The following is a 19,693-nucleotide window of genomic DNA, read 5'->3' as shown; positions in this document are numbered from 1 at the left end:
TTTTTTGAAGTTGTTACTTTAGAAGTTATCTACAATTCATCCAAGATGTCAACAATTATATTTTCATGCGAAAACTTAAAAATAGTGAATTAGATCGATTGAGTGTGGAAGGCTTTAAGGCCGCAGAAAAAACACCCCTTATTGTGGTTCTGGACAATATCCGTAGTCTGAACAATATTGGTTCGGTGTTTCGCACTTGTGACGCCTTCCTCATTAAAAAAATATACCTCTGCGGAATCACGGCAAAACCGCCGCACAAGGATATTCATAAAACCGCTTTAGGCAGTACCGATACCGTACAATGGGAATATGCTGAAAGCACCATGGACCTGATTAAAAAATTACAGGCGGAGCATGTGCATGTATGTGCCGTGGAACAGGCCGAAAAAGCAACGATGCTCGACGCTTTCGAAGTTTTGCCAAACACCACCTATGCGCTTGTTTTTGGTAACGAGGTTAAAGGCGTGGCACAGGACGTGGTAAGTACCAGCGACACCGTTCTGGAAATTCCACAACTAGGCACCAAACATTCTTTGAACATCTCAGTGAGTTGTGGTGTGGTGGTCTGGGATCTGTTTTCGAAATTATCCCGATTGAACCAAGACTCGTAAAACTTTGCGAACGACATACTGAAAAATAAAAAACTCCGGAAAATCCGGAGTTTTTTGGTTTCACTTACTTTCTTTGATATAGCCCCAACCCTTTTTTTGTTTGTTGATGATCTCCAAGATCCCGTCAGGGACCGTTTTAACACCATCGATCAATTCGGATTTATCAACCTTGTGACGTTTGAGGGTGCCCTCACACATCACAAAAGAGATGTTGTCCTTTTTGGCCAGATCCGCCATGTCTTGTTCAACCGATGATTTATTCTTGAGTGCCATATTCAGCGAGCCGCTGTACATAACGACCTCAAATTGTGATTTCGGATAGGCTTCAGACATGGCTTTTACATGCCGCATCGTAGAACTATGAACGCCCTCATCACTACTGGTGACATCAAAAACAATTTTAACCGGTTTCTCCTGAGCTACCATAGATAGCGACATGAAACAGGCTATAAATAAAATAGCATATGCTTTCATAATGTTTGGTTTTAAATTATCCGCCAGCAAAAATATATCCGCAGCCGTTTTCCTGAGCTAAGGTTAAAGCCCAAACCCCTGATGGCACCACCTGGATGCCCGGCAATACACCGGCAAGCAAGTCCTGATAAACAGCATCGGCTTCCATTTCCATGCCCTTAGCAAGGAAACCAGCGTAAACGTTCAGAGCCAAATTACACACACAGAACATGGCTCCACGTTCCTGTAAGCGCTTGATCCCGTCGATACCCGGTAGGATAAAATCGCCATCTTTTGGTTCATAAACCATATTTCGTACGGCATGTTCTCCGGTCGTCAGGTCTTTAATATCGAAAAACGCCCCCAGCTTATACTTGGCCCATAAACTGTCTTTCAGGGCAAATGCGATCGCACTATGCCTAATAACCGTCATGGCCGTCATATCCTCATCAGGAGTTCCCGCCTGATTGTTGGATAGATAAAAGGCCCAATTCCAAATAATTGGAAAACTGTCGTGCGGTGTAGAGCCATCGTACACAACGCGGTGTGTACCTTTAATTTTGTTGAACCATTCTTTGGGATCTCCTAAGGTTTTCTTGTCAAAATCAGCCACGCTGGTGCCTGCATGCAGTGGATTTCCAAATACCGATAATCCACTCGCGGCAGCTCCAAGAGCCAAAGCTCCCAAAAAATCTCTACGAGAATTACTCATGTTTTTCATAATGTAATAGTTTGTTTGTTGATACTAATGTGAGAGGCGCGCCATGGAAGTGGGAATTCTAAAGTTAATAAAAATAAGCTTTGGTTTAACCAACTTATTTAAAATCAGAGAAATAAGTTGTAATGAAACTATTTTGTTTTCTCCATATTGAATTTGGTTTTATAAAAAGCCATGATCGGTTGAAAAGGCCCTAATTGATGTTGTTCTATCGGGAAATCATCCACATAGGGCGGGTACGGTGTAGACACCGGTTTTTTCTTCAGATCAGGAAAGTCCTTTTCCAAATGTGGTTTTACCGGCCGTGATTGTTGGTTTATATAACCGGCCACATCGTAAGCTTCTTCATCGCTAAGCGTTGGATTCGTGTATTGAACCCCGAAGGGCATATTCCCCTTAATGAACTGTGCTGCGGTGATCACTCTGGTCATCCCCGCTCCGTTGTTATAGGAATCATCGCCCCAAAGTGGTGGATATAAATAACCAGGACCAACCGGTTTTTTCATCCCTTTACCCTCCGCAGTATGACAAACCACACAATTCAGTGTAAAGATCTGTGCTCCTTTTTCAAGATCGACAGCACGCTCAGGGATCGTAATTTCCAGAAAGCCCTGACCTTCTATTTTGCCATCATCCGGTGCATAGCGCCCTAACCATTTCAGGTAACTTATTAAGGCAGTCATCTCCGGAGCGGTTTCAGGCATCATCCGACCATTCATGCTACGCTCCATACAACCGTTTATACGCTCTTCAATGGTTCCTATTTTATCCTCTCTACCACGGTATTGAGGAAATCGTTTGATCACCCCGATCAAAGGACCGGAATACGGTTTGGTGCCCGCTGCTAAATGACAATTGGTACAAGCGAGATTATTACCGGAATAGGCCTTAATTGGATCACCATTTTCAGGACCGATATATTGTGCCGTGTTCATGAAGATCTCATACCCTAACTTAACCTCGCGATGGTCTTCCGAATCATCTAATTTATAAACATCGTAATCCCTTAAGAAAATATCTACCATCTGTGTTTTAGTAGGATGAAGCGGAGTCCTGATCTCAATAATGTTCAATTTCTGAAGAATAAATAAAACGAATACCATAACCACCAGACAGTACAAACAGGATCTGAGTCGTTTAAAAAGTTTTGTTTTATGGAAATCTGTTGTGCTCAAATAATCTAAAAATTAAAACATCCTGTAGATTATTCAAGGCAAATATGAAGCAAATAAAGATACACAAAAAAAATACTAAAACCCTGTTTTTCAGAACTAAGACACTAAACAGATGTTTAGGGGTTCAACAGATTTCTTTAAGATTTACAAATCTCCTCTAGAATCCACAAATAATCCTTGCGGTTCTTAATGAAATCACGATCTGAAATATCGATGATCTTTACATTGAAATCTTTTTGCGTTTTCAGGAAATTCAAATAGCCCTCATTGATTTTTTCCAGATACTCGTTGGCGATATTCTGCTCATAATCCCGACCCCTTTTTTTAATATTCTCCTGCAATCGCTCCGTATTTTGATACAAGTACACATACAGATCGGGTTTACGCAGGTCCTTATACATCAAATAAAATAGTTTGCGGTACAGATTAAATTCGTCTTCCGCAAGGGTGATCTTCGAAAAAATAAGGGATTTGAAAACATCGTAATCACTCACAATAAAATCCTTGAACAAATCGAGTTGTGAGAGATCGTCTGAGATCTGCTGGTACCGATCGGCTAAAAAAGACATCTCTAAGGTAAAGGCATAACGATGCGCATCCTCATAGAATTTGGGCAGAAACGGATTATCGGCAAAGCGTTCCAGAATCAGTTTGGCATTATAATCATGAGCGATCTTAGTGGCCAAACTGGTTTTCCCGGCACCGATATTTCCTTCAATAGCAAAATAACTATACTTCGAAAAATCAAACGCTTTACTCGGATTCTTAAGCCAAATATTTACGGGTTCTAAAACCGATTTATCCTTACATATCTCTAATAACTCATGAATGGTCTTGTGTGATACCGGATGTTCCAGCTTGGGTGCCATATCATTTAAAGGCTGGAGAACAAAACGTCGATTTTGCATCTCTGGATGTGGAATATCCAGCGTTTTTGTGTGAACGACCATATCCTCGACAAAAATAATGTCCAGGTCGATGGTACGGTCTTCATAGCCCGGTTTTGAAGAACGCGTGCGCCCCAACTGCTTTTCAATTCTGAGTAAGGTTTTTAGAACTAACGCCGGTTTGAGGTCGGTTTCAAGGATCAGGCAACAGTTAAAAAATGCATCCTCGCTTTTAAAACCCATGGCCGGCGATTTGTAAACTTTTGAGATCAGTTTTACCTGTCCGATATTCAAATGGATCGCATCAACAGCATCTTGAAGATTTTTGAATTTATCTCCCTTATTGCTCCCAAGCGCCAAATAATATGTTGCAGATCCTTCCATAAGCGAGCACAAAATAACTAAAACAAATTTTATTCTTTTATATTTACAGAACCTATTTATTCACAATTATAGATGACATTAAAAGACAAGCTGGTTGCCCAACGTATTTACCTCCTTTTGGGCGCCTTATTCATTACTTCATTAGTTGTATCGAATCTTATTTTCCAAAAATTCTTTCATTGGTATCCTTTCGATATTGAAATTTTCGGAATTAAACTTTTTGAAATCTCGGTAGGCATCCTACCCTACCCGATCACCTTTTTGATCACCGACCTCATCAGTGAGATCTATGGTAAAAAACGCGCCAACGATGTGGTTACCGTTGGAGTGTTTGCTTCCATATTTTCACTCGCCATAATTTTTACTTCTGCTTCAGTGCCGGCAACATCCTGGAGTTATGTTGATGATACCATGTTCCAGCGTGTGTTTGGAAATTCGGCCATAGCGGTATTCGCCAGCATGTTAACCTATTTGCTAGCCCAATTAATCGATATTCAGATTTATCATTTCTGGAAACGACTGACCAAGGGGAGGCATTTATGGTTACGAAATAATTTTTCCACCTGGTTCTCACAATTTGTAGACACCTTTACGATTACCTTTTTATTGTGCCTGTTCGGGATCATTCCCTGGGTTAATTTCAAAGGTTTATTAATTAGCGGTTTTTTGTTTAAAGTTATTGTTGCCATTTGTGACACACCCTTGTTATATTTGGGCGTCTACCTCTTCAAAAAGCGTTTTAATTTGAAGGTAAATGAGGAGCTCGATTTATTGTAAATGCGAGAAATTACCTGTATATTCAACTCACGTAAAAAGTTATAAAAATCAACCCATTTCAACCGTTCGTTGTTTTTATCCGTATATTAAAATAGCGACTAATTTTTCCGCGAAAGCGGTTATACCAAATCATAGTTATGAAGAAGTTTTTAAAAATTTTGGGCCTTAGTGTCCTTATTATTTTCGCCTTACTTTTAATTTTACCTTATGCCTTTAGCGGTAAGATCAATACCTATCTTGAAAATACCATTAATGAAAATTTAAATGCGAAAGTAAGTTTTAGCGATGTAAGCTTGAGTTTCATACGCAATTTTCCAAATGCTCATGTGGGAATTCATGATCTTAAGGTCACCAATCTGGCTCCTTTTGAAGGAGAAACACTGGCAACCGCAAAGACCATAGGCTTTACCCTATCGATCAAACAGCTTTTTAAAGATCTTGAAAAAGAGCCCATTGTGATCGATAAATTTTCGATTGAAGAAGCCTTGCTAACCCTAAAATCTGATACTTTCGGCAATACTAATTACGATATTACCAAAACAGATTCTACCGCTGTTGCGGAAGACGAGCCTTCCAACCTTAAATTCAGTCTGGAAGATTACAGCATTTATAAAAGTGCGGTGACCTATGAAGATGAAGCCTCGCAGATCAAATTAGATATCACAGAATTGAACCATAGCGGTCATGGGATCTTCTCGGCCAACACATCAGAATTAGACACAAAGACTGATGCTAACCTAAGTCTAAGTCTTGAAGGCACAAATTACCTGAGCAGTAACCCTGTAAAACTGGACGCTTTGATTGGGCTCGACTTGCCAAATAGCAAATACACCTTCAAAGAAAATAAAGGATTTATTAACCAGTTACCCATCGCATTTGATGGTTATGTACAATTGATAGAAGGGGGACAAGACATAGACATCCGTTTTGAAAATCCGGAGTCAGATTTTAAAAATTTCCTAGCGGTTATTCCGGAAGCCTATTCCAAGAATATTGAAAATGTAGAAACCACAGGTGATTTTAAAGTGAAGGGTATAATAAAAGGCCTTGTGACCGATACGACCATTCCAACGCTCGATATCAGTATTAAATCGAACAATGCTTCGTTTAAATATCCCGAGCTTCCAAAACGAGTGACTAATATTACCATTGATACGGAGATTAAAAATACTACCGGTAAAACGGAAGACACTTATGTGGCCATAAAGGCGCTTAATTTTAATATTGATGAGGATAGTTTCAGGTCGTCTGCAACACTTAAAAACCTGATGGGTAACATGCAGGTGGACGCTTATGTTGATGGTGTTTTGAATCTAGCGAAAATAAGTCAGGTTTACCCCCTTGACCTAAAAGAAAAATTAAGCGGCATTTTAAAAGCCAATGTGAATACGTCTTTTGATATGAATGCGATCGAAACGAATGCCTATGAACGGATTAAGAACAGTGGTACGGCAAGCATTACTAATTTTAATTACAGTTCGCCGGAAATGTTACACCCAGTGCAAATTGCCAGTGCCAATGTGCAGTTTAATTCGGGAACGGTGACCTTGAAGAATTTCAATGCTAAGACTGGCGAGAGCGACATTAACGCCACAGGTACCATTAAGAATTTAACCGGATTTTTATTAAGTGATAACACCCTGCAAGGAAATTTTAATCTCATTTCAAAAGTATTAAAGGTGAATGATTTTATGAGTGAAGACACGCCGGAGGAAAGTGATGAAAAGGCATCTGAAAATTTAAAGATCCCCGCCTTTTTGGATTGTACCATCACAGCCATGGCAGAAACTGTGGTGTACGATAATTTAAATTTAAAAGATGTTTCTGGAACCCTGACCATTAAAGATCAAACCGCAACCTTGAAGGATTTGAAGTCCAGTATTTTTGATGGGGCATTAACGGTTTCCGGAGCGGTTTCCACACAAGAGGACACCCCGACTTTCAAACTTAACTTAAATGCCAGTGGGTTTGATATTGGTAAATCCTTTAAAGGTTTGGAATTGCTGCAGAATATTGCACCTCTAGCAAAACTACTCCAGGGAAAACTAAATAGTGATCTTAATATCTCCGGAGATCTAACCAAGGATTTTACACCAAATTTAAATTCGGTTTCCGGAAATGCCTTAGCAGAATTATTGTCAACTAAATTAACGACAACCGAAAATCCATTGATTAGTAGTTTAGGAAGTTCGTTGCGCTTTATTGATTTTAATAAACTCAATTTGAACGACCTTAAAACGAAAGTTTCTTTTGCTAATGGAAAGGTTCAGGTAAAGCCATTTGATTTTAAATATGATGACATTGCTATCACAGTTTCCGGATCGCATGGTTTTGATAAGACCATGGATTACAGTGCCGTGTTTAACGTACCTGCAAAATATCTGGGCAGCGATGTGAACCGTCTGATTGGAAAAATAGACGCGCAAGAGGCGAATACGCTAAGTATTCCGATAACGGCTAAAATTGGTGGCACCTTCAGTAATCCGGAAGTTAAAACCGACCTGTCTAGCGGTGTTTCAAACCTGACCAAACAACTGATAGAAATTGAAAAGCAAAAAGCGCTTAATACAGGAAAAGATAAGGTGAAAAGTATGCTAGGTAATCTTATCGGTACGAATCAAACCAAATCAGATTCTTTGAAACAAGAACAAAGTAATTCTGTAAAAACAGTATTGGGTGATCTTGTGGGCAGTAAGGACACGGAAACAGATTCAACTAAAACAGGTACCACCAAAGAAACGGTAAAAAATGTACTGGGTGGCTTACTGGGCAAAAAGAAAAAAGTTCAGGATACTGTAAAATAAATTTTACCTGCTATCAAAAAAAATGCTAAAAAATCATAAAAAAATGCTAAAGTTTGCTCGTTTTGGTTGTATTTGCAAAGAAATGAGGCCAAAAATTAGGATTTTTTAATTATTCGTTTATGTTGTAGATAAACTATATATCTACAACATATGAGGCAATTAAAAATTACGAAGCAAGTTACTAACAGAGAGTCTAAATCTCTAGACAAGTACCTTCAAGACATCAGTAAAATTCCGTTAATTACAGCAGACGAAGAAGTAGAATTAGCCCAACGGATAAAAAAAGATGATCAGCGTGCTTTAGATAAGTTAGTAAACGCTAACTTGCGATTCGTTGTTTCGGTTGCAAAACAATACCAAAATCAGGGATTAAAACTTCCCGACTTAATAAACGAAGGAAATGCCGGTCTGGTAAAAGCCGCAAAACGTTTTGATGAAACCCGTGGATTTAAATTTATTTCTTACGCGGTTTGGTGGATCAGACAAGCCATTTTATCGGCGTTGGCAGAGCAGGCTCGTATTGTTCGCTTGCCCTTAAACAAAATTGGTTCTATTAACAAAATTAATAAGGCCTATTCCAGTTTAGAGCAAGAAAATGAACGTCCTCCGGTACCGGAAGAAATAGCGAAACGCCTGGATATTTCAGTGAGTAACGTAAAGCAATCCTTAAAGGTTTCCGGAAGACATGTCTCAATGGACGCCCCTTTAAAAGAAGGTGAAACATCCAATTTATACGACGTGGTGAAATCGAATGAATCACCGCGACCGGATAATGGTTTGATGGAAGCTTCATTGAACATAGAAGTTAATCGAGCTTTAGACACCCTGTCTCCGCGCGAGGCTACAGTTATTAAGCATTATTATGGTATTAGTCAAAAACAACCAATGAGTTTGCAAGAAATTGGTGATCAGTTCGGTTTAACACGGGAACGTGTAAGACAGATCAAAGAAAAAGGCATCAGACGTTTACGACATGCCTCAAAAAGCAAAGTGCTTAAAACGTATTTAGGATAATCCTTAAACAAAAAAATTAAATTTAAATTATGCTCAAAATCATAGTAAAAGATGGCGAAAGCATTGAACGTGCTTTAAAACGCTACAAAAGAAAACACAGAAACATAAAGGTAATGCAAAACCTGCGTGAAGGTAAATTTTTTACAAAACCTTCTGTAAAGCGTCGTCGTGAAATTCAGAAGGCGGCCTATATTCAAAATCTAAGAGATCAGGAAGATATATAAAAAGATTGCTTAAGATAAATAAAATACCCGTTGTTCTTGCGACGGGTTTTTTTATGCGATACCTATAGACACTACCAAACCTTCATTGCTACGAATATTGAAAACAGTATCGTCCTCAAAGATGAGATATTGACCTTTAATACCAACTAGAGTACCGGTATAGGTTTGCGCTTTTAAAAGGTTTAAACTCTTTGGCTTTTTGGGATACTGTAAAACAGGAAATTCTAAATTCGTTTCAGAATTGTTTTCAATAAAGTAATCCTGAGCTTCTTCAGGAATACTTGCCTTTAAACGCTCTCGCCAGGCCACAAGGTCTTCATCTTTAATGTCGTTCTTAAGCATGGTTCGCCAATTGGTCTTATCGCTTACGAAATCTTTTAATGCCACCTCGGTAATTCCCGCTAAATAACGGTTGGGTGTTTCCACGATCTCAATGGCTTCATGAGCCCCCTGATCGATCCAACGAGTCGGCACTTGACTTTTACGCGTAACACCAACCTTGACATCGCTGGAATTAGCCAAGTATACAATATGGGGTTGTAATTGAACCTTTTTTTCGTATTCCAGATCACGATCTTCTTTATCCAAATGAGCCTTACTTAATTCAGGGCGGATAACCCAATCGGCTGCCTGAGGAATATCGAAAAAACAACTTCGACAAAATCCTTGACGATAAATCGGTTTATTTAAACCACAATTTAAACACTGGTATTTTTCAAAACGGATACTCATGGTTTTTCCCAATAACTGATTCATATGAATGAAATCGTGTTCAAATACTAAATAGTATTGTATAGGCTGGGAAAACTCAGTTTCCATTTTTGTTAAAACCCCTTGGTAGTTCATAAAAAAAAATCTTATTTTTAAAACTTAAAGATAAAATAAATATGCCAATACCTATAGTGAATTCAGTAGCTTCTTGGTTTTTAAAAAAGCGATTTCATCAAATAGAATTGTTTTTAAAATACCCTAATGAGGTGCAGAATGAGTTACTCATGTATCTCATTGATTTTGCTAAGGATACTGAGTTTGGCAAAACCTATGATTTTGCTTCCATTACCAATTACAACACCTTTGCCGAGCGTGTGCCTATTAAAAATTATGACGGTTGGCAGGATGCTATTGAGCGCTCCCGAAGTGGAGAGCAAAATATCTTTTGGCCCACAACAATCAAATGGTATGCGAAGTCGAGTGGCACCACCCGTTCAAAGAGTAAATTCATACCGGTTAGTATGCAATCATTGGAAGATTGTCACTATGCAGCTAGTAAGGACCTACTTTGTATGTATTTTAATAATAATGAAGACTCCAAGTTATTTACAGGCAAAAGTTTGCGTTTAGGAGGTAGTAAAAAACTATACAAGGAGAATGGCACTATTTCAGGTGACCTGTCTGCTATCCTTATTGATAACATGCCTTTTTGGGCAGAATTTAGTAGTACGCCAAGTAACAAAGTGTCTTTAATGAGCGATTGGGAATTTAAGATGCAGGCCATTGTTGATGAAACCATTGATGAAAACGTAACCAGTTTGGCCGGGGTACCTTCCTGGATGCTCGTCTTGTTAAATAATGTATTAGAAACCACCGGAAAAAATCATATTCATGAGGTTTGGCCAAACTTAGAAGTCTATTTTCATGGTGGCGTTAGCTTTACACCTTATGTGAATCAATATCAGAAATTACTACCAAAATCCGGGTTTAAGTATTATGAAATCTATAATGCCTCAGAGGGATTCTTCGCGATCCAGGACCAAAATGATTCTGATGAATTATTACTTATGCTGGATTACGGTATTTTCTATGAGTTCATTCCTATGTCGGTTTACGAAACCGCTGAAGAGCACGCCATCCCCTTGAGCCAAGTGAAATTAGGTGAAAATTATGCTATTATCATCACTACGAATGCGGGTTTATGGCGCTACAAAATAGGTGATACCGTTCGGTTCACATCGTTAAGCCCTTATCGAATCAAGATCTCCGGGCGTACCAAGCATCATATTAATGTTTTTGGCGAAGAACTTATCATTGAAAACGCTGAAGTTGCGCTAAAAAAAGTGTGCAAACAAACGGGCGCCGAGGTTATAGATTACACGGCGGCACCTATTTTTATGAAGGGTAAAGAAAAAGGTGCTCATGAATGGCTCATTGAATTTAAAGCAGAACCCGAGAACATACCTGATTTTATTTCACAATTTGACAATGCATTAAAGGATGTGAATTCAGATTACGAGGCCAAACGTTATAATAATATTACGCTTAATGAACCTACGGTCCATGTAGCACGAAAAAATTTATTTTACGATTGGTTGAAGCAAAATGATAAACTTGGAGGTCAGCATAAAATCCCACGCCTCTCGAATTCCAGAAATTATCTGGAAGAACTTTTGGAACTTAATAATGGTTAAATGCTCCCATCTTCCTAAGCCTAGTAATCACAAGGTATTTCATAAGATAAATTAACCCGTACAACGACCCATTTACAGCACCATCGATTAAATACTTCCAAAATTAGGCGTTAAACGAATATTTGGTCTTATCATCTAATTTTTAAATAGCTGTATTGTACAGGACTGAGTTAAGACCTATTTTTGAAAAAAAATTAGACATAAGTAAGCAAAATTCGTAATGTCTCTTATTAATTAAAACATCCATAAAAAATAAAAAAACCACCTTTTCGGGTGGTTTTTTTTATTCAGAGTATGTTATTTTTTATGATACTGCCTTAAGTTTCTTCAAGGTCGTTTTCGTTAATTTATCTTCAGCGTAAGGTTTGGTAACGTTAAGTTTTTTCTCATCGCTACTCGGTAAATCGAACATCGCATCGGTTAGGATTTCTTCGCAAAGCGAACGTAATCCACGGGCACCTAATTTATATTCGACGGCCTTATTTACAATAAAATCCAGAGCACCATCAGTAATGGAAAATTCAATATCATCCATTAAGAATAATTTCTTATACTGTTTGATGATCGCATTTTTAGGTTCCGTGAGAATAGCTCTTAGAGTTTTCTCATCCAGCGGATTCATGTGTGTTAACACCGGTAATCGCCCAATGATCTCTGGAATAAGTCCGAAATCTTTTAGGTCTTTTGGAATGATATATTGTAGCAAATTGGAATGATCCACACCGTCGTCAGACATTGAGGCGCTATAGCCAACAGCCTGCATATTCAAGCGTTTAGAGATCACACGATCAATTCCATCAAAGGCCCCTCCGGCAATAAATAAAATATTTTCAGTATTAACTTCTATAAACTTTTGATCCGGGTGTTTTCGCCCGCCCTTTGGTGGTACATTCACTACAGTTCCTTCCAAAAGTTTCAGCAAAGCTTGCTGCACACCTTCACCGGAAACATCTCTGGTAATAGATGGATTATCGCTTTTACGCGCAATCTTATCAATTTCATCAATAAAAACAATCCCCTTTTCAGCCTTTTCTAGATTATAATCTGCAGCCTGCAAAAGTCTGGTTAAAATACTTTCAACATCTTCACCTACATATCCGGCTTCTGTTAGAACGGTAGCATCAACAATGGCCAAAGGAACGTTTAGCATTTTTGCTATAGTTTTGGCAATTAAGGTTTTACCTGTTCCGGTTTGCCCCACCATAATGATATTACTCTTTTGAATTTCAATATCGTCACCTGAAGGCTTTTGTAACAAGCGTTTGTAGTGGTTATAAACAGCAACGGACATAACCTTTTTGGTATCATTTTGTCCGATGATATATTCGTCCAGGAATTCTTTAATTTGTATTGGTTTTCGCAATTTAAGCTCTGCCGACAAATCACTGCTGTCGCTTTGCTTAGATTCTTCAATAACAATACCGTGAGCCTGTTCGATACAGCGATCACAAATGTGCGCATCGAGGCCAGCTATTAATAAATTTGTTTCCGGTTTTTTACGACCGCAAAACGAACATTCTAATTCTTCTTTTGCCATTAATCTATTCTAATTTTGAGAGCGTATTCACATAAATACGTGTATAGCAATTAGTTAAAATTACAACTTTTTCTTTAATTACGGGTTAAAATCTCGTCGATCATCCCATATTCTTTCGCTTTATCAGCTTTCATCCAATAATCACGATCACTATCTTCATACACTTTGTCGTACTCCTGACCTGAATGTTTACTGATAATTTTGTATAGTTCTTCTTTCAAAGTGATGATCTCACGGGCCGTGATTTCAATATCACTGGCTTGACCCTGGGCACCCCCTAAAGGCTGGTGGATCATAACTCTAGAATGGGTTAAACCACTACGTTTTCCTTTTTGTCCGGCACATAACAATACAGCTCCCATGGAGGCTGCCATTCCGGTACAAATAGTAGCCACATCAGGTTTAATGAACTGCATGGTATCGTAAATACCCAAACCTGCATAAACGCTTCCTCCCGGAGAATTGATATAGATCTGGATGTCTTTTGAAGCATCTGTACTTTCAAGGAATAATAGCTGAGCCTGAACTATGTTAGCTACCTGGTCGTTAATACCTGTACCTAAGAAAATGATACGGTCCATCATTAATCTTGAAAATACATCGAACACCGCAATGTTCATCTGGCGCTCTTCTATAATGTTGGGAGTTAAGCTAGTAGGATACATACTACTGATGATCTTATTGTAGTATGTACTGCTAATACCCTGGTCTTTTATGGCGAATTTTTCAAACTCTTTTGCGTAATCCATCGTTTGTTTACTCTAAAATTTAAATTAATAATTGATTCTAAAAAAACTGTTGAAAGCCCTGTGGTTTTGCAGTTGATTTGAGAATAAAAAAGCGTTTAAACCTCTACGATTTAAACGCCCTAAATATAGTGAATTATTATTTACTTACTTGTCACCGTAAACTTCTTTAACAAACTTTTCGTAACTCAATTCCTTTTCCTTAATGTTTGCTTTTTCTTTATACAGTTCGAGTAGTTTCTGGCTTATCAATTGCTCGGAAATACGACGTGCTTCATCTTGATTTGACAATACACGCGCTGCGATATCATCCAGTTCTTTATCAGAAGGGTTCATCTGGCCAAATTGTGCCATTTGAGCTTTGATCATTTTTCTGGCGTGACCCTTGATATCTTCCATAGTCACCTTGATATCATTCTCCTCGATCAGTTTACCTTCGATCAACTGATAACGTAAACTCTTTTCTGATTTTTCATATTCTTCTTTCGCCTGCTCGATATCCATTTCATTTTCACCAGCAGTTTGTAACCATTTTGTTAAGAACTCAGCTGGAAGATCGAACTTAGTGTTTTCAACTAAATACTCTGTTACGTCGTTCAATAACTTTTGATCAGATTGTTGAACGAATTGTTTCTCGGCATCTTCCTTGATCTTTTCTTTAAGTTCTGAAACAGTCTTCACGACATCTTTACCAAACAACTTATCGAAAAGCTCCTGATCCAGGTCTGCTAATTCTCTTTTGTTGATCTCTGAAATAGTAAAAGTAACCAGAATATCCAATCCATGAACCTCATCATGACTTAATTTTAAGGCATGCATCAATTCGTGGTCATCTTCATAAAGACCTTTTGTTTTTAATTCAATAGTATCGCCAACCTTAGCACCGATAAAATTTTTAGCCGTAGCCTTACCTTTGAATTTATCCAAGGTTAAAGTTACTTTATTTTCAATGTCACGTTCTTCATTTACGAAGGTTCCGGTAATCTCACTTTCTTTTTGAACTTCTTGTTCAGGTACCAGTTTTCCGTACTGCTTCTGCATATTCTCTACTTGCTCGTTGATCATTTTATCATCGGCAATGATATGATAATGTGTGATTGGTTTTTTACTTTTTAGCTTCACCTCAAATTCAGGCGCCAGACCTAATTCGAATTCAAAGGTAAAACCATCACCATTCCAGTCGATATTATCCTGTTGTTTTGGAAGTGGTTGCCCAAGAACATCTAATTTTTCTTCGGTTAGATATTTGTTAAGAGCATCCTGCAATAGCTTGTTAACCTCATCTACCAATACCGCTTTTCCATATTGCTTTTTAACCATTCCCATAGGCACATGCCCTTTTCTGAAACCGGGAATATTAGCGGTTTTGCGGTAATCTGATAATATTTTCTCCACCTTATCGCTGTAATCTTCTTTAGCGATATCCACTTTCACTACGGCGTTTAACGCATCTACGTTTTCTCTTGTAATATTCATGCTTTAATGATATAAACCTTTTAGGTATTTAACAAACGACTACCTGAATAGCCAAAAATTGGGATGCAAAAATAATACATTTTTACATCGCAACAAAGTTTTTAAATAGTTGATTTTATGGGATTTCCCTGACCCTTTTTAATGATGCCATAATAAGCAAAAAAGAATACCGGATATCATAAAAATATCCAAGATTATCCCTTCTCTTCTTTAAGCGTAGAATATAAAATGGATTGAAAAATAGATAGTAGTATACTGAATAACAAGGCTGTCCAGAAGCTGTTCACGGCAAAGCCCTGGATCAAATTGTCGGCAATTAAAATAATAAGCGCATTAATTACCAAAAGAAAAAGACCAAGTGTTAGAACTGTTATGGGTAAGGTGAATATCACCAGAATGGGTTTTACTAATAAATTAAGAATAGAAAGGACAAGCGCTACAATAACAGCAGTACCGTAACCATCAAGAGTGACACCACTTAAAAGGTTGGCAAGGGCAAAAACAATTATAGCATTGAGTAATAATCTGATAAGGAGTTTCATGAACTAATTTGATTTGTATGTTCTTAAAATTACAAAAACTATTTAATAAACGACATTACGGCGTCGTAAAAAGCTTCCGGATTTTCCGCATGCAGCCAATGCCCGGCATTCGGAATTGTTTCTATAACCGCTTTTGGAAAATAGTTTTTAATGTTGGCTTCATCATCAACACCAATATATTCGGAACGATCGCCTCGCAAAAATAAGGTGTCCTTATTATAGGTCGCATAGGATGGTAAGGCTTCTCCAACCTCAGCCACTTCCCTGTCTAACACCTCTAAATTCATGCGCAAGTCCAAGCGTCCTTTTTCCTTCCAATATAAATTTTTGAGTAAGAATTGACGTATCCCGACATCTTTAATATAAGCACTCAAAGCTTCATCGGCTTCACCTCGGCTTTCTATCGCATCAAAATCCAGAGCACTGAGGCCGTTCAATATAGCATCGTGGTGTACCGGATAAAATCGCGGCGATATATCCGCAATAATCAGTTTATCAATATATTCCGAATAAAGCGTTGCAAATAACATGGCTGTTTTCCCGCCCATGGAATGCCCCATCAATACCATATCCTTTATATTGTTTTTATCGCAATAGCCCTTGAGGTCCTCGGCCATTACTTCATAATTAAAAGTATCACTCCAGGAACTACGCCCGTGATTCCGCTGATCAACGAGATGCACCTGAAATCCGGCCTCGCTGAATTCTTTACCAAGAGTTTTCCAATTGTCTCCCATTCCTAAGAAACCATGTAGAATAATAAATGGTTTTCCTTCTCCAATTATATTCGAGTATAATTCCATTACTTCAATTTTTGTAAATACATTTGAATCACATTCTCCACGCCTAGATACAAACTTTCGGCGATAAGTGCATGCCCTATAGACACTTCCAATAAATTTGGTATTTGTGATTTGAAAAACTTGATGTTCTCTAAGGAAAGATCATGCCCGGCATTAATGCCCAATCCTAATTTACCGGCAAGTTCAGCAGCTTCAACATAAGGTTTCACACCATCTTTATTTCCCAGACTATATTGATGAGCAAACGATTCGGTATACAACTCAATCCTGTCAGTTCCTGTTGCCTGAGCGCCTTCAATCTGCTTTAAAACAGGATCAACAAAAATAGAGGTACGAATACCATTTTTTTGGAATTCCTTAATCACTTCCACCAAAAAATCCTTGTGTTTAATGGTATCCCAACCGGCATTACTGGTTATAGCATCTACGGCATCGGGCACCAATGTAACCTGTGTTGGTTTTACTTCTAAAACCAGATCTACAAATTTATCAACAGGGTTTCCTTCAATATTGAACTCGGTATAGACTTCCGGTTTTAAATCTCGTGCATCCTGATAGCGAATATGGCGTTCGTCCGGTCTCGGATGAATAGTAATTCCTTGCGCCCCAAAACGTTGGGCGTCTTTAGCAAATTGAACCACATTTGGCACATCGCCACCTCGAGAATTCCGCAATGTAGCTATCTTGTTGATATTTACACTTAACTTTGTCATCATCATTAATTTAAACGCAAAAATACAAACTAGAAGGCCGTTTTTGCTATTTTTTTGATTAATTTGCAATACAAGTTTTCAAGACAAATGACACTTTCGAATTACATCATTAATGACATCAAACCCATCTCGGTAGAGAGTAATATGGGTGAATTGCAACAGCTTTTCAATCAGCTGACATATTCGCACATTCCCATCCAGAATGAGAGCGGTGTTTTTATAGGATCGTTTTTCGAAACAGACGCTCATTGCTTTGAAGGCGATAAACCAATCAAGGAGTTTCTGTATTCGTTAGAAGATTTCTATGTTCGGGACACTACACCCTGGCTAGATATTCTGGAAGCTTTTGCTGTAAACAACGCCAATATTATGCCCGTATTAAATGGCCATAATGATTACCTAGGATATTATGAGCTTAATGATATTATCGGGTTGTTTAGCGAATCACCTTTTTTCTCTGAAGCCGGTGGTATTTTAGTTGTTGAAAAAGGCATAAATGATTATTCTTTTAGTGAGATCAGCCAGATTGTAGAATCAAATGATGGTAAACTATTAGGGGCTTTTATTTCTCATATGAATACTGATCTGGTTCAAATTACTTTAAAAATTGGACAGACGACCCTGAGTGATATCATTCAAACCTTTCGGCGATACTCTTATATCATCGTTTCAGATCATGATGAGGACAGTTATGTTGAAAGTTTAAAAGAACGGTCGAACTATTTAAAAAAATATCTGGATATATAATGATGAAAGTTGCTGTATTTGGTCGATTTTACAATGCCACCACAACGGAGTCGGTTGAAACACTGTTTCATTATTTGTTGAATAATGACATTGATGCCTACATTGAGACCGAATTCCTGAAATTGATCATAAACGAATCTCAAAACAGCAAAGATTACTTTTCCCTAAAAACTTTTGACACCCTTGATAATAGCTTTGATCTATTAGTAAGTGTGGGTGGTGATGGTACTATTTTGCGTGCCATTACCTTCGTGAAAGATAAAGATATTCCCATAATTGGCATTAATACCGGACGTCTCGGATTTTTAGCAACCGTTTCGGTGAATGAAATTGAAAATGCCTTTAAAGACATCATCGCTGGAAAATACCGTATTTCGGAACGCAGTTTACTCTCCGTAGAAACCTCCTCCGGAAATAAAGACGTTTCAGCTTTAAATTTTGCCTTGAACGAAGTGGCTGTAAGCAGAAAAAATACCACCTCGATGATTAATGTAGAAACCTTTTTAGATGGCGAATATTTAACAACTTATTGGAGTGATGGCCTAATTGTATCAACACCAACAGGCTCTACCGGCTATTCATTAAGTTGTGGAGGCCCTGTGATTACTCCGGGCACCAATACCTTTGTGCTTACCCCAATTGCCCCGCACAACCTAAGTGCACGCCCTTTGGCGATACCCGATTCTACCGTAATTCAACTCAAAGTGGATGGCAGAGAAAATAGTCATTTAATCTCTTTAGATTCCAGGATTGCAACTTTAGAAAATGGTACGATCATCACCCTTAAAAAGGCTGATTTCAAAATCAAGATGATTGACCTTCTGAACGAAAGTTTTCTTGTAACTCTAAGGAAGAAACTCCTTTGGGGCGAAGACAACCGAAACTAATCAAAACAATAAATTAACATAAATCCTGTTTTAATCCATACAATCGAGCTCAGATTGTTATGGGCTCGGCATATTTGTTATATTTGCAAACTTTTTAATATCTATGAGGCAGTCAACGATTTTAATTATAAGCTTCCTAAGTTTACAGCTGAGTTTCTCTCAAATTCATGAAATTGGGGTATTTGCTGGAGGTAGTAATCTTATTACTGATGTGGGAGCAACAAATTACATCAGCCCGAATAATTTGGCTCTGGGTTTAATGTATAAACTAAATATTAGCTCCAGACATTCCTGGCGTCTTTCAGTAATTTATTCCGATGTTGAAACTTTTGACAGTAAGTCGGATGATCCGCGCCGTATACAAAGGAATTATGACTTTGAAAGTAATCTACTTGAAGTTTCTGCCGGCTTGGAATTCACCTTTATTGATTTTGATTTGCATTCTGGTTACCCCATGATAACGCCTTATTTATATTCGGGACTAAGTGCTTTTCGATTTGATGAATACTATTATTTGAACGGTGCTCAAACACCTTTAAACTCTAAGACCTGGTCGTACGGAATTCCCATGACATTGGGTGTGAAGACCAATTTTTTGGGTAACTTCGTAATTGGTGTTGAAGTTGGAGCCCGATATACATTTACAGATGCTCTGGATGGCAGTAACCCTAATGATGCTGCTTTCCAACAATACCGCTTCGGAAATATTAATAATAATGACTGGTATGTATTTTCCGGAATTACAATAACCTATACTTTTGGGGAAAACCCATGTTACTGTCATCAATAA

Annotated in this window: 20 protein-coding genes; 9 read left to right on the top strand and 11 right to left on the bottom strand. The window is 38.1% G+C overall.

All coding sequences use genetic code 11. The features are described from left to right. Positions 1 to 65: 65 nt before the first annotated feature. On the top strand, positions 66 to 611 hold the full coding sequence (locus tag V8G61_RS10275) for an RNA methyltransferase (protein ID WP_394875567.1): 546 nt from the start codon (positions 66 to 68) through the stop codon (positions 609 to 611). Positions 612 to 671: 60 nt separating this feature from the next. On the opposite strand, the gene V8G61_RS10270 is transcribed toward V8G61_RS10275, so the two are convergent. The 4 genes from V8G61_RS10270 to folK all read right to left on the bottom strand — a co-directional run bounded on the left by V8G61_RS10270 (position 672) and on the right by folK (position 4,228). Beyond that, positions 672 to 1,085: a DsrE family protein gene (locus V8G61_RS10270; protein ID WP_394875566.1), complete on the bottom strand. Its 414-nt coding sequence runs from the start codon at positions 1,083 to 1,085 to the stop codon at positions 672 to 674. A gap of 16 nt (positions 1,086 to 1,101) precedes the next feature. Next, positions 1,102 to 1,785 carry a twin-arginine translocation signal domain-containing protein gene (locus tag V8G61_RS10265; protein ID WP_394875565.1) on the bottom strand — a complete coding sequence of 228 codons (684 nt, stop codon included), beginning with the start codon at positions 1,783 to 1,785 and terminating at the stop codon, positions 1,102 to 1,104. A 128-nt stretch (positions 1,786 to 1,913) separates the two neighbouring features. After that, the gene (locus V8G61_RS10260; RefSeq protein ID WP_394875563.1) at positions 1,914 to 2,807 is read right to left on the bottom strand and encodes a c-type cytochrome; all 894 of its coding nucleotides are present in this window, start codon (positions 2,805 to 2,807) and stop codon (positions 1,914 to 1,916) included. Between the two features lie 287 nt (positions 2,808 to 3,094). Further along, entirely contained in the window at positions 3,095 to 4,228 is a 1,134-nt protein-coding gene (gene folK / locus V8G61_RS10255; protein WP_394875562.1) for a 2-amino-4-hydroxy-6-hydroxymethyldihydropteridine diphosphokinase, read from the bottom strand. A gap of 72 nt (positions 4,229 to 4,300) precedes the next feature. Here folK and V8G61_RS10250 point away from each other — a divergent pair, with 72 nt between their 5' ends. The 4 genes from V8G61_RS10250 (at position 4,301) to rpsU (ending at position 9,047) form a co-directional block, all read left to right on the top strand. Next, a complete protein-coding gene (locus V8G61_RS10250) occupies positions 4,301 to 5,005 on the top strand; it encodes a queuosine precursor transporter (RefSeq protein ID WP_394875561.1) in 705 nt (234 codons plus the stop codon). A 137-nt stretch (positions 5,006 to 5,142) separates the two neighbouring features. After that, positions 5,143 to 7,809 carry an AsmA-like C-terminal region-containing protein gene (locus V8G61_RS10245; protein WP_394875560.1) on the top strand — a complete coding sequence of 889 codons (2,667 nt, stop codon included), beginning with the start codon at positions 5,143 to 5,145 and terminating at the stop codon, positions 7,807 to 7,809. Positions 7,810 to 7,959: 150 nt separating this feature from the next. Further along, positions 7,960 to 8,823 carry an RNA polymerase sigma factor RpoD/SigA gene (locus V8G61_RS10240; RefSeq protein ID WP_394875559.1) on the top strand — a complete coding sequence of 288 codons (864 nt, stop codon included), beginning with the start codon at positions 7,960 to 7,962 and terminating at the stop codon, positions 8,821 to 8,823. Positions 8,824 to 8,852: 29 nt separating this feature from the next. Further along, positions 8,853 to 9,047: a 30S ribosomal protein S21 gene (rpsU, locus tag V8G61_RS10235; protein ID WP_394875558.1), complete on the top strand. Its 195-nt coding sequence runs from the start codon at positions 8,853 to 8,855 to the stop codon at positions 9,045 to 9,047. Positions 9,048 to 9,098: 51 nt separating this feature from the next. On the opposite strand, the gene V8G61_RS10230 is transcribed toward rpsU, so the two are convergent. Then, positions 9,099 to 9,893, bottom strand: coding sequence for a DUF2797 domain-containing protein (locus tag V8G61_RS10230; RefSeq protein WP_394875557.1), 795 nt, complete (start codon positions 9,891 to 9,893; stop codon positions 9,099 to 9,101). Positions 9,894 to 9,934: 41 nt separating this feature from the next. On the opposite strand from V8G61_RS10230, the gene V8G61_RS10225 reads away from it, so the two are divergent. After that, positions 9,935 to 11,452 (top strand): GH3 auxin-responsive promoter family protein, encoded by a 1,518-nt coding sequence (locus V8G61_RS10225; RefSeq protein ID WP_394875555.1) that lies wholly within the window; start codon positions 9,935 to 9,937, stop codon positions 11,450 to 11,452. A gap of 304 nt (positions 11,453 to 11,756) precedes the next feature. Here the strand turns inward: V8G61_RS10225 and clpX are convergent, their stop codons facing one another. The 6 genes from clpX to V8G61_RS10195 all read right to left on the bottom strand — a co-directional run bounded on the left by clpX (position 11,757) and on the right by V8G61_RS10195 (position 17,269). Then, on the bottom strand, positions 11,757 to 12,989 hold the full coding sequence (gene clpX, locus V8G61_RS10220; protein WP_394875554.1) for an ATP-dependent Clp protease ATP-binding subunit ClpX: 1,233 nt from the start codon (positions 12,987 to 12,989) through the stop codon (positions 11,757 to 11,759). Positions 12,990 to 13,063: 74 nt separating this feature from the next. Further along, complete coding sequence (gene clpP / locus V8G61_RS10215; protein ID WP_394875553.1) at positions 13,064 to 13,738, bottom strand: ATP-dependent Clp endopeptidase proteolytic subunit ClpP; 675 nt, start codon at positions 13,736 to 13,738, stop codon at positions 13,064 to 13,066. Between the two features lie 144 nt (positions 13,739 to 13,882). Next, complete coding sequence (gene tig, locus V8G61_RS10210) at positions 13,883 to 15,211, bottom strand: trigger factor (protein WP_394875552.1); 1,329 nt, start codon at positions 15,209 to 15,211, stop codon at positions 13,883 to 13,885. Positions 15,212 to 15,405: 194 nt separating this feature from the next. After that, positions 15,406 to 15,753, bottom strand: coding sequence for a phage holin family protein (locus tag V8G61_RS10205; protein ID WP_394875551.1), 348 nt, complete (start codon positions 15,751 to 15,753; stop codon positions 15,406 to 15,408). A gap of 38 nt (positions 15,754 to 15,791) precedes the next feature. After that, complete coding sequence (locus tag V8G61_RS10200; RefSeq protein WP_394875550.1) at positions 15,792 to 16,556, bottom strand: alpha/beta fold hydrolase; 765 nt, start codon at positions 16,554 to 16,556, stop codon at positions 15,792 to 15,794. Next, positions 16,556 to 17,269 (bottom strand): pyridoxine 5'-phosphate synthase, encoded by a 714-nt coding sequence (locus V8G61_RS10195; protein ID WP_394875549.1) that lies wholly within the window; start codon positions 17,267 to 17,269, stop codon positions 16,556 to 16,558. Before V8G61_RS10195 ends, V8G61_RS10200 begins: the two co-directional genes overlap by 1 nt. 87 nt (positions 17,270 to 17,356) lie before the next feature. Between V8G61_RS10195 and V8G61_RS10190 the strand changes: the two genes are divergently transcribed. From V8G61_RS10190 to V8G61_RS10180, 3 genes are all read left to right on the top strand, one after another. Continuing rightward, positions 17,357 to 18,016, top strand: coding sequence for an acetoin utilization protein acuB (locus V8G61_RS10190; RefSeq protein WP_394875548.1), 660 nt, complete (start codon positions 17,357 to 17,359; stop codon positions 18,014 to 18,016). A 2-nt stretch (positions 18,017 to 18,018) separates the two neighbouring features. Continuing rightward, positions 18,019 to 18,903, top strand: a complete 885-nt coding sequence (locus V8G61_RS10185; RefSeq protein ID WP_394875772.1) for an NAD kinase — start codon at positions 18,019 to 18,021, stop codon at positions 18,901 to 18,903. 103 nt (positions 18,904 to 19,006) lie between these two features. Further along, entirely contained in the window at positions 19,007 to 19,693 is a 687-nt protein-coding gene (locus V8G61_RS10180; RefSeq protein ID WP_394875547.1) for a DUF6089 family protein, read from the top strand.

The sequence above is a fragment of the Gaetbulibacter sp. M240 genome, assembly GCF_043876815.1.
In the GTDB taxonomy this organism is placed as follows: Bacteria; Bacteroidota; Bacteroidia; order Flavobacteriales; family Flavobacteriaceae; genus Gaetbulibacter_A.
The sequence above is the reverse complement of the archived record's forward strand: the minus strand, read 5'-3'. Positions and strand labels throughout refer to the sequence as shown.

Bases quoted from the DNA above. Each gene is read 5' to 3' on its own strand.
- V8G61_RS10275 (WP_394875567.1), top strand. From the start codon at position 66: ATGCGAAAACTTAAAAATAGTGAATTAGATCGATTGAGTGTGGAAGGC.
- V8G61_RS10270 (WP_394875566.1), bottom strand. From the start codon at position 1,085: ATGAAAGCATATGCTATTTTATTTATAGCCTGTTTCATGTCGCTATCT.
- V8G61_RS10265 (WP_394875565.1), bottom strand. From the start codon at position 1,785: ATGAAAAACATGAGTAATTCTCGTAGAGATTTTTTGGGAGCTTTGGCT.
- V8G61_RS10260 (WP_394875563.1), bottom strand. From the start codon at position 2,807: ATGGTAGATATTTTCTTAAGGGATTACGATGTTTATAAATTAGATGAT.
- folK (WP_394875562.1), bottom strand. From the start codon at position 4,228: ATGGAAGGATCTGCAACATATTATTTGGCGCTTGGGAGCAATAAGGGA.
- V8G61_RS10250 (WP_394875561.1), top strand. From the start codon at position 4,301: ATGACATTAAAAGACAAGCTGGTTGCCCAACGTATTTACCTCCTTTTG.
- V8G61_RS10245 (WP_394875560.1), top strand. From the start codon at position 5,143: ATGAAGAAGTTTTTAAAAATTTTGGGCCTTAGTGTCCTTATTATTTTC.
- V8G61_RS10240 (WP_394875559.1), top strand. From the start codon at position 7,960: ATGAGGCAATTAAAAATTACGAAGCAAGTTACTAACAGAGAGTCTAAA.
- rpsU (WP_394875558.1), top strand. From the start codon at position 8,853: ATGCTCAAAATCATAGTAAAAGATGGCGAAAGCATTGAACGTGCTTTA.
- V8G61_RS10230 (WP_394875557.1), bottom strand. From the start codon at position 9,893: ATGAACTACCAAGGGGTTTTAACAAAAATGGAAACTGAGTTTTCCCAG.
- V8G61_RS10225 (WP_394875555.1), top strand. From the start codon at position 9,935: ATGCCAATACCTATAGTGAATTCAGTAGCTTCTTGGTTTTTAAAAAAG.
- clpX (WP_394875554.1), bottom strand. From the start codon at position 12,989: ATGGCAAAAGAAGAATTAGAATGTTCGTTTTGCGGTCGTAAAAAACCG.
- clpP (WP_394875553.1), bottom strand. From the start codon at position 13,738: ATGGATTACGCAAAAGAGTTTGAAAAATTCGCCATAAAAGACCAGGGT.
- tig (WP_394875552.1), bottom strand. From the start codon at position 15,211: ATGAATATTACAAGAGAAAACGTAGATGCGTTAAACGCCGTAGTGAAA.
- V8G61_RS10205 (WP_394875551.1), bottom strand. From the start codon at position 15,753: ATGAAACTCCTTATCAGATTATTACTCAATGCTATAATTGTTTTTGCC.
- V8G61_RS10200 (WP_394875550.1), bottom strand. From the start codon at position 16,556: ATGGAATTATACTCGAATATAATTGGAGAAGGAAAACCATTTATTATT.
- V8G61_RS10195 (WP_394875549.1), bottom strand. From the start codon at position 17,269: ATGACAAAGTTAAGTGTAAATATCAACAAGATAGCTACATTGCGGAAT.
- V8G61_RS10190 (WP_394875548.1), top strand. From the start codon at position 17,357: ATGACACTTTCGAATTACATCATTAATGACATCAAACCCATCTCGGTA.
- V8G61_RS10185 (WP_394875772.1), top strand. From the start codon at position 18,019: ATGAAAGTTGCTGTATTTGGTCGATTTTACAATGCCACCACAACGGAG.
- V8G61_RS10180 (WP_394875547.1), top strand. From the start codon at position 19,007: ATGAGGCAGTCAACGATTTTAATTATAAGCTTCCTAAGTTTACAGCTG.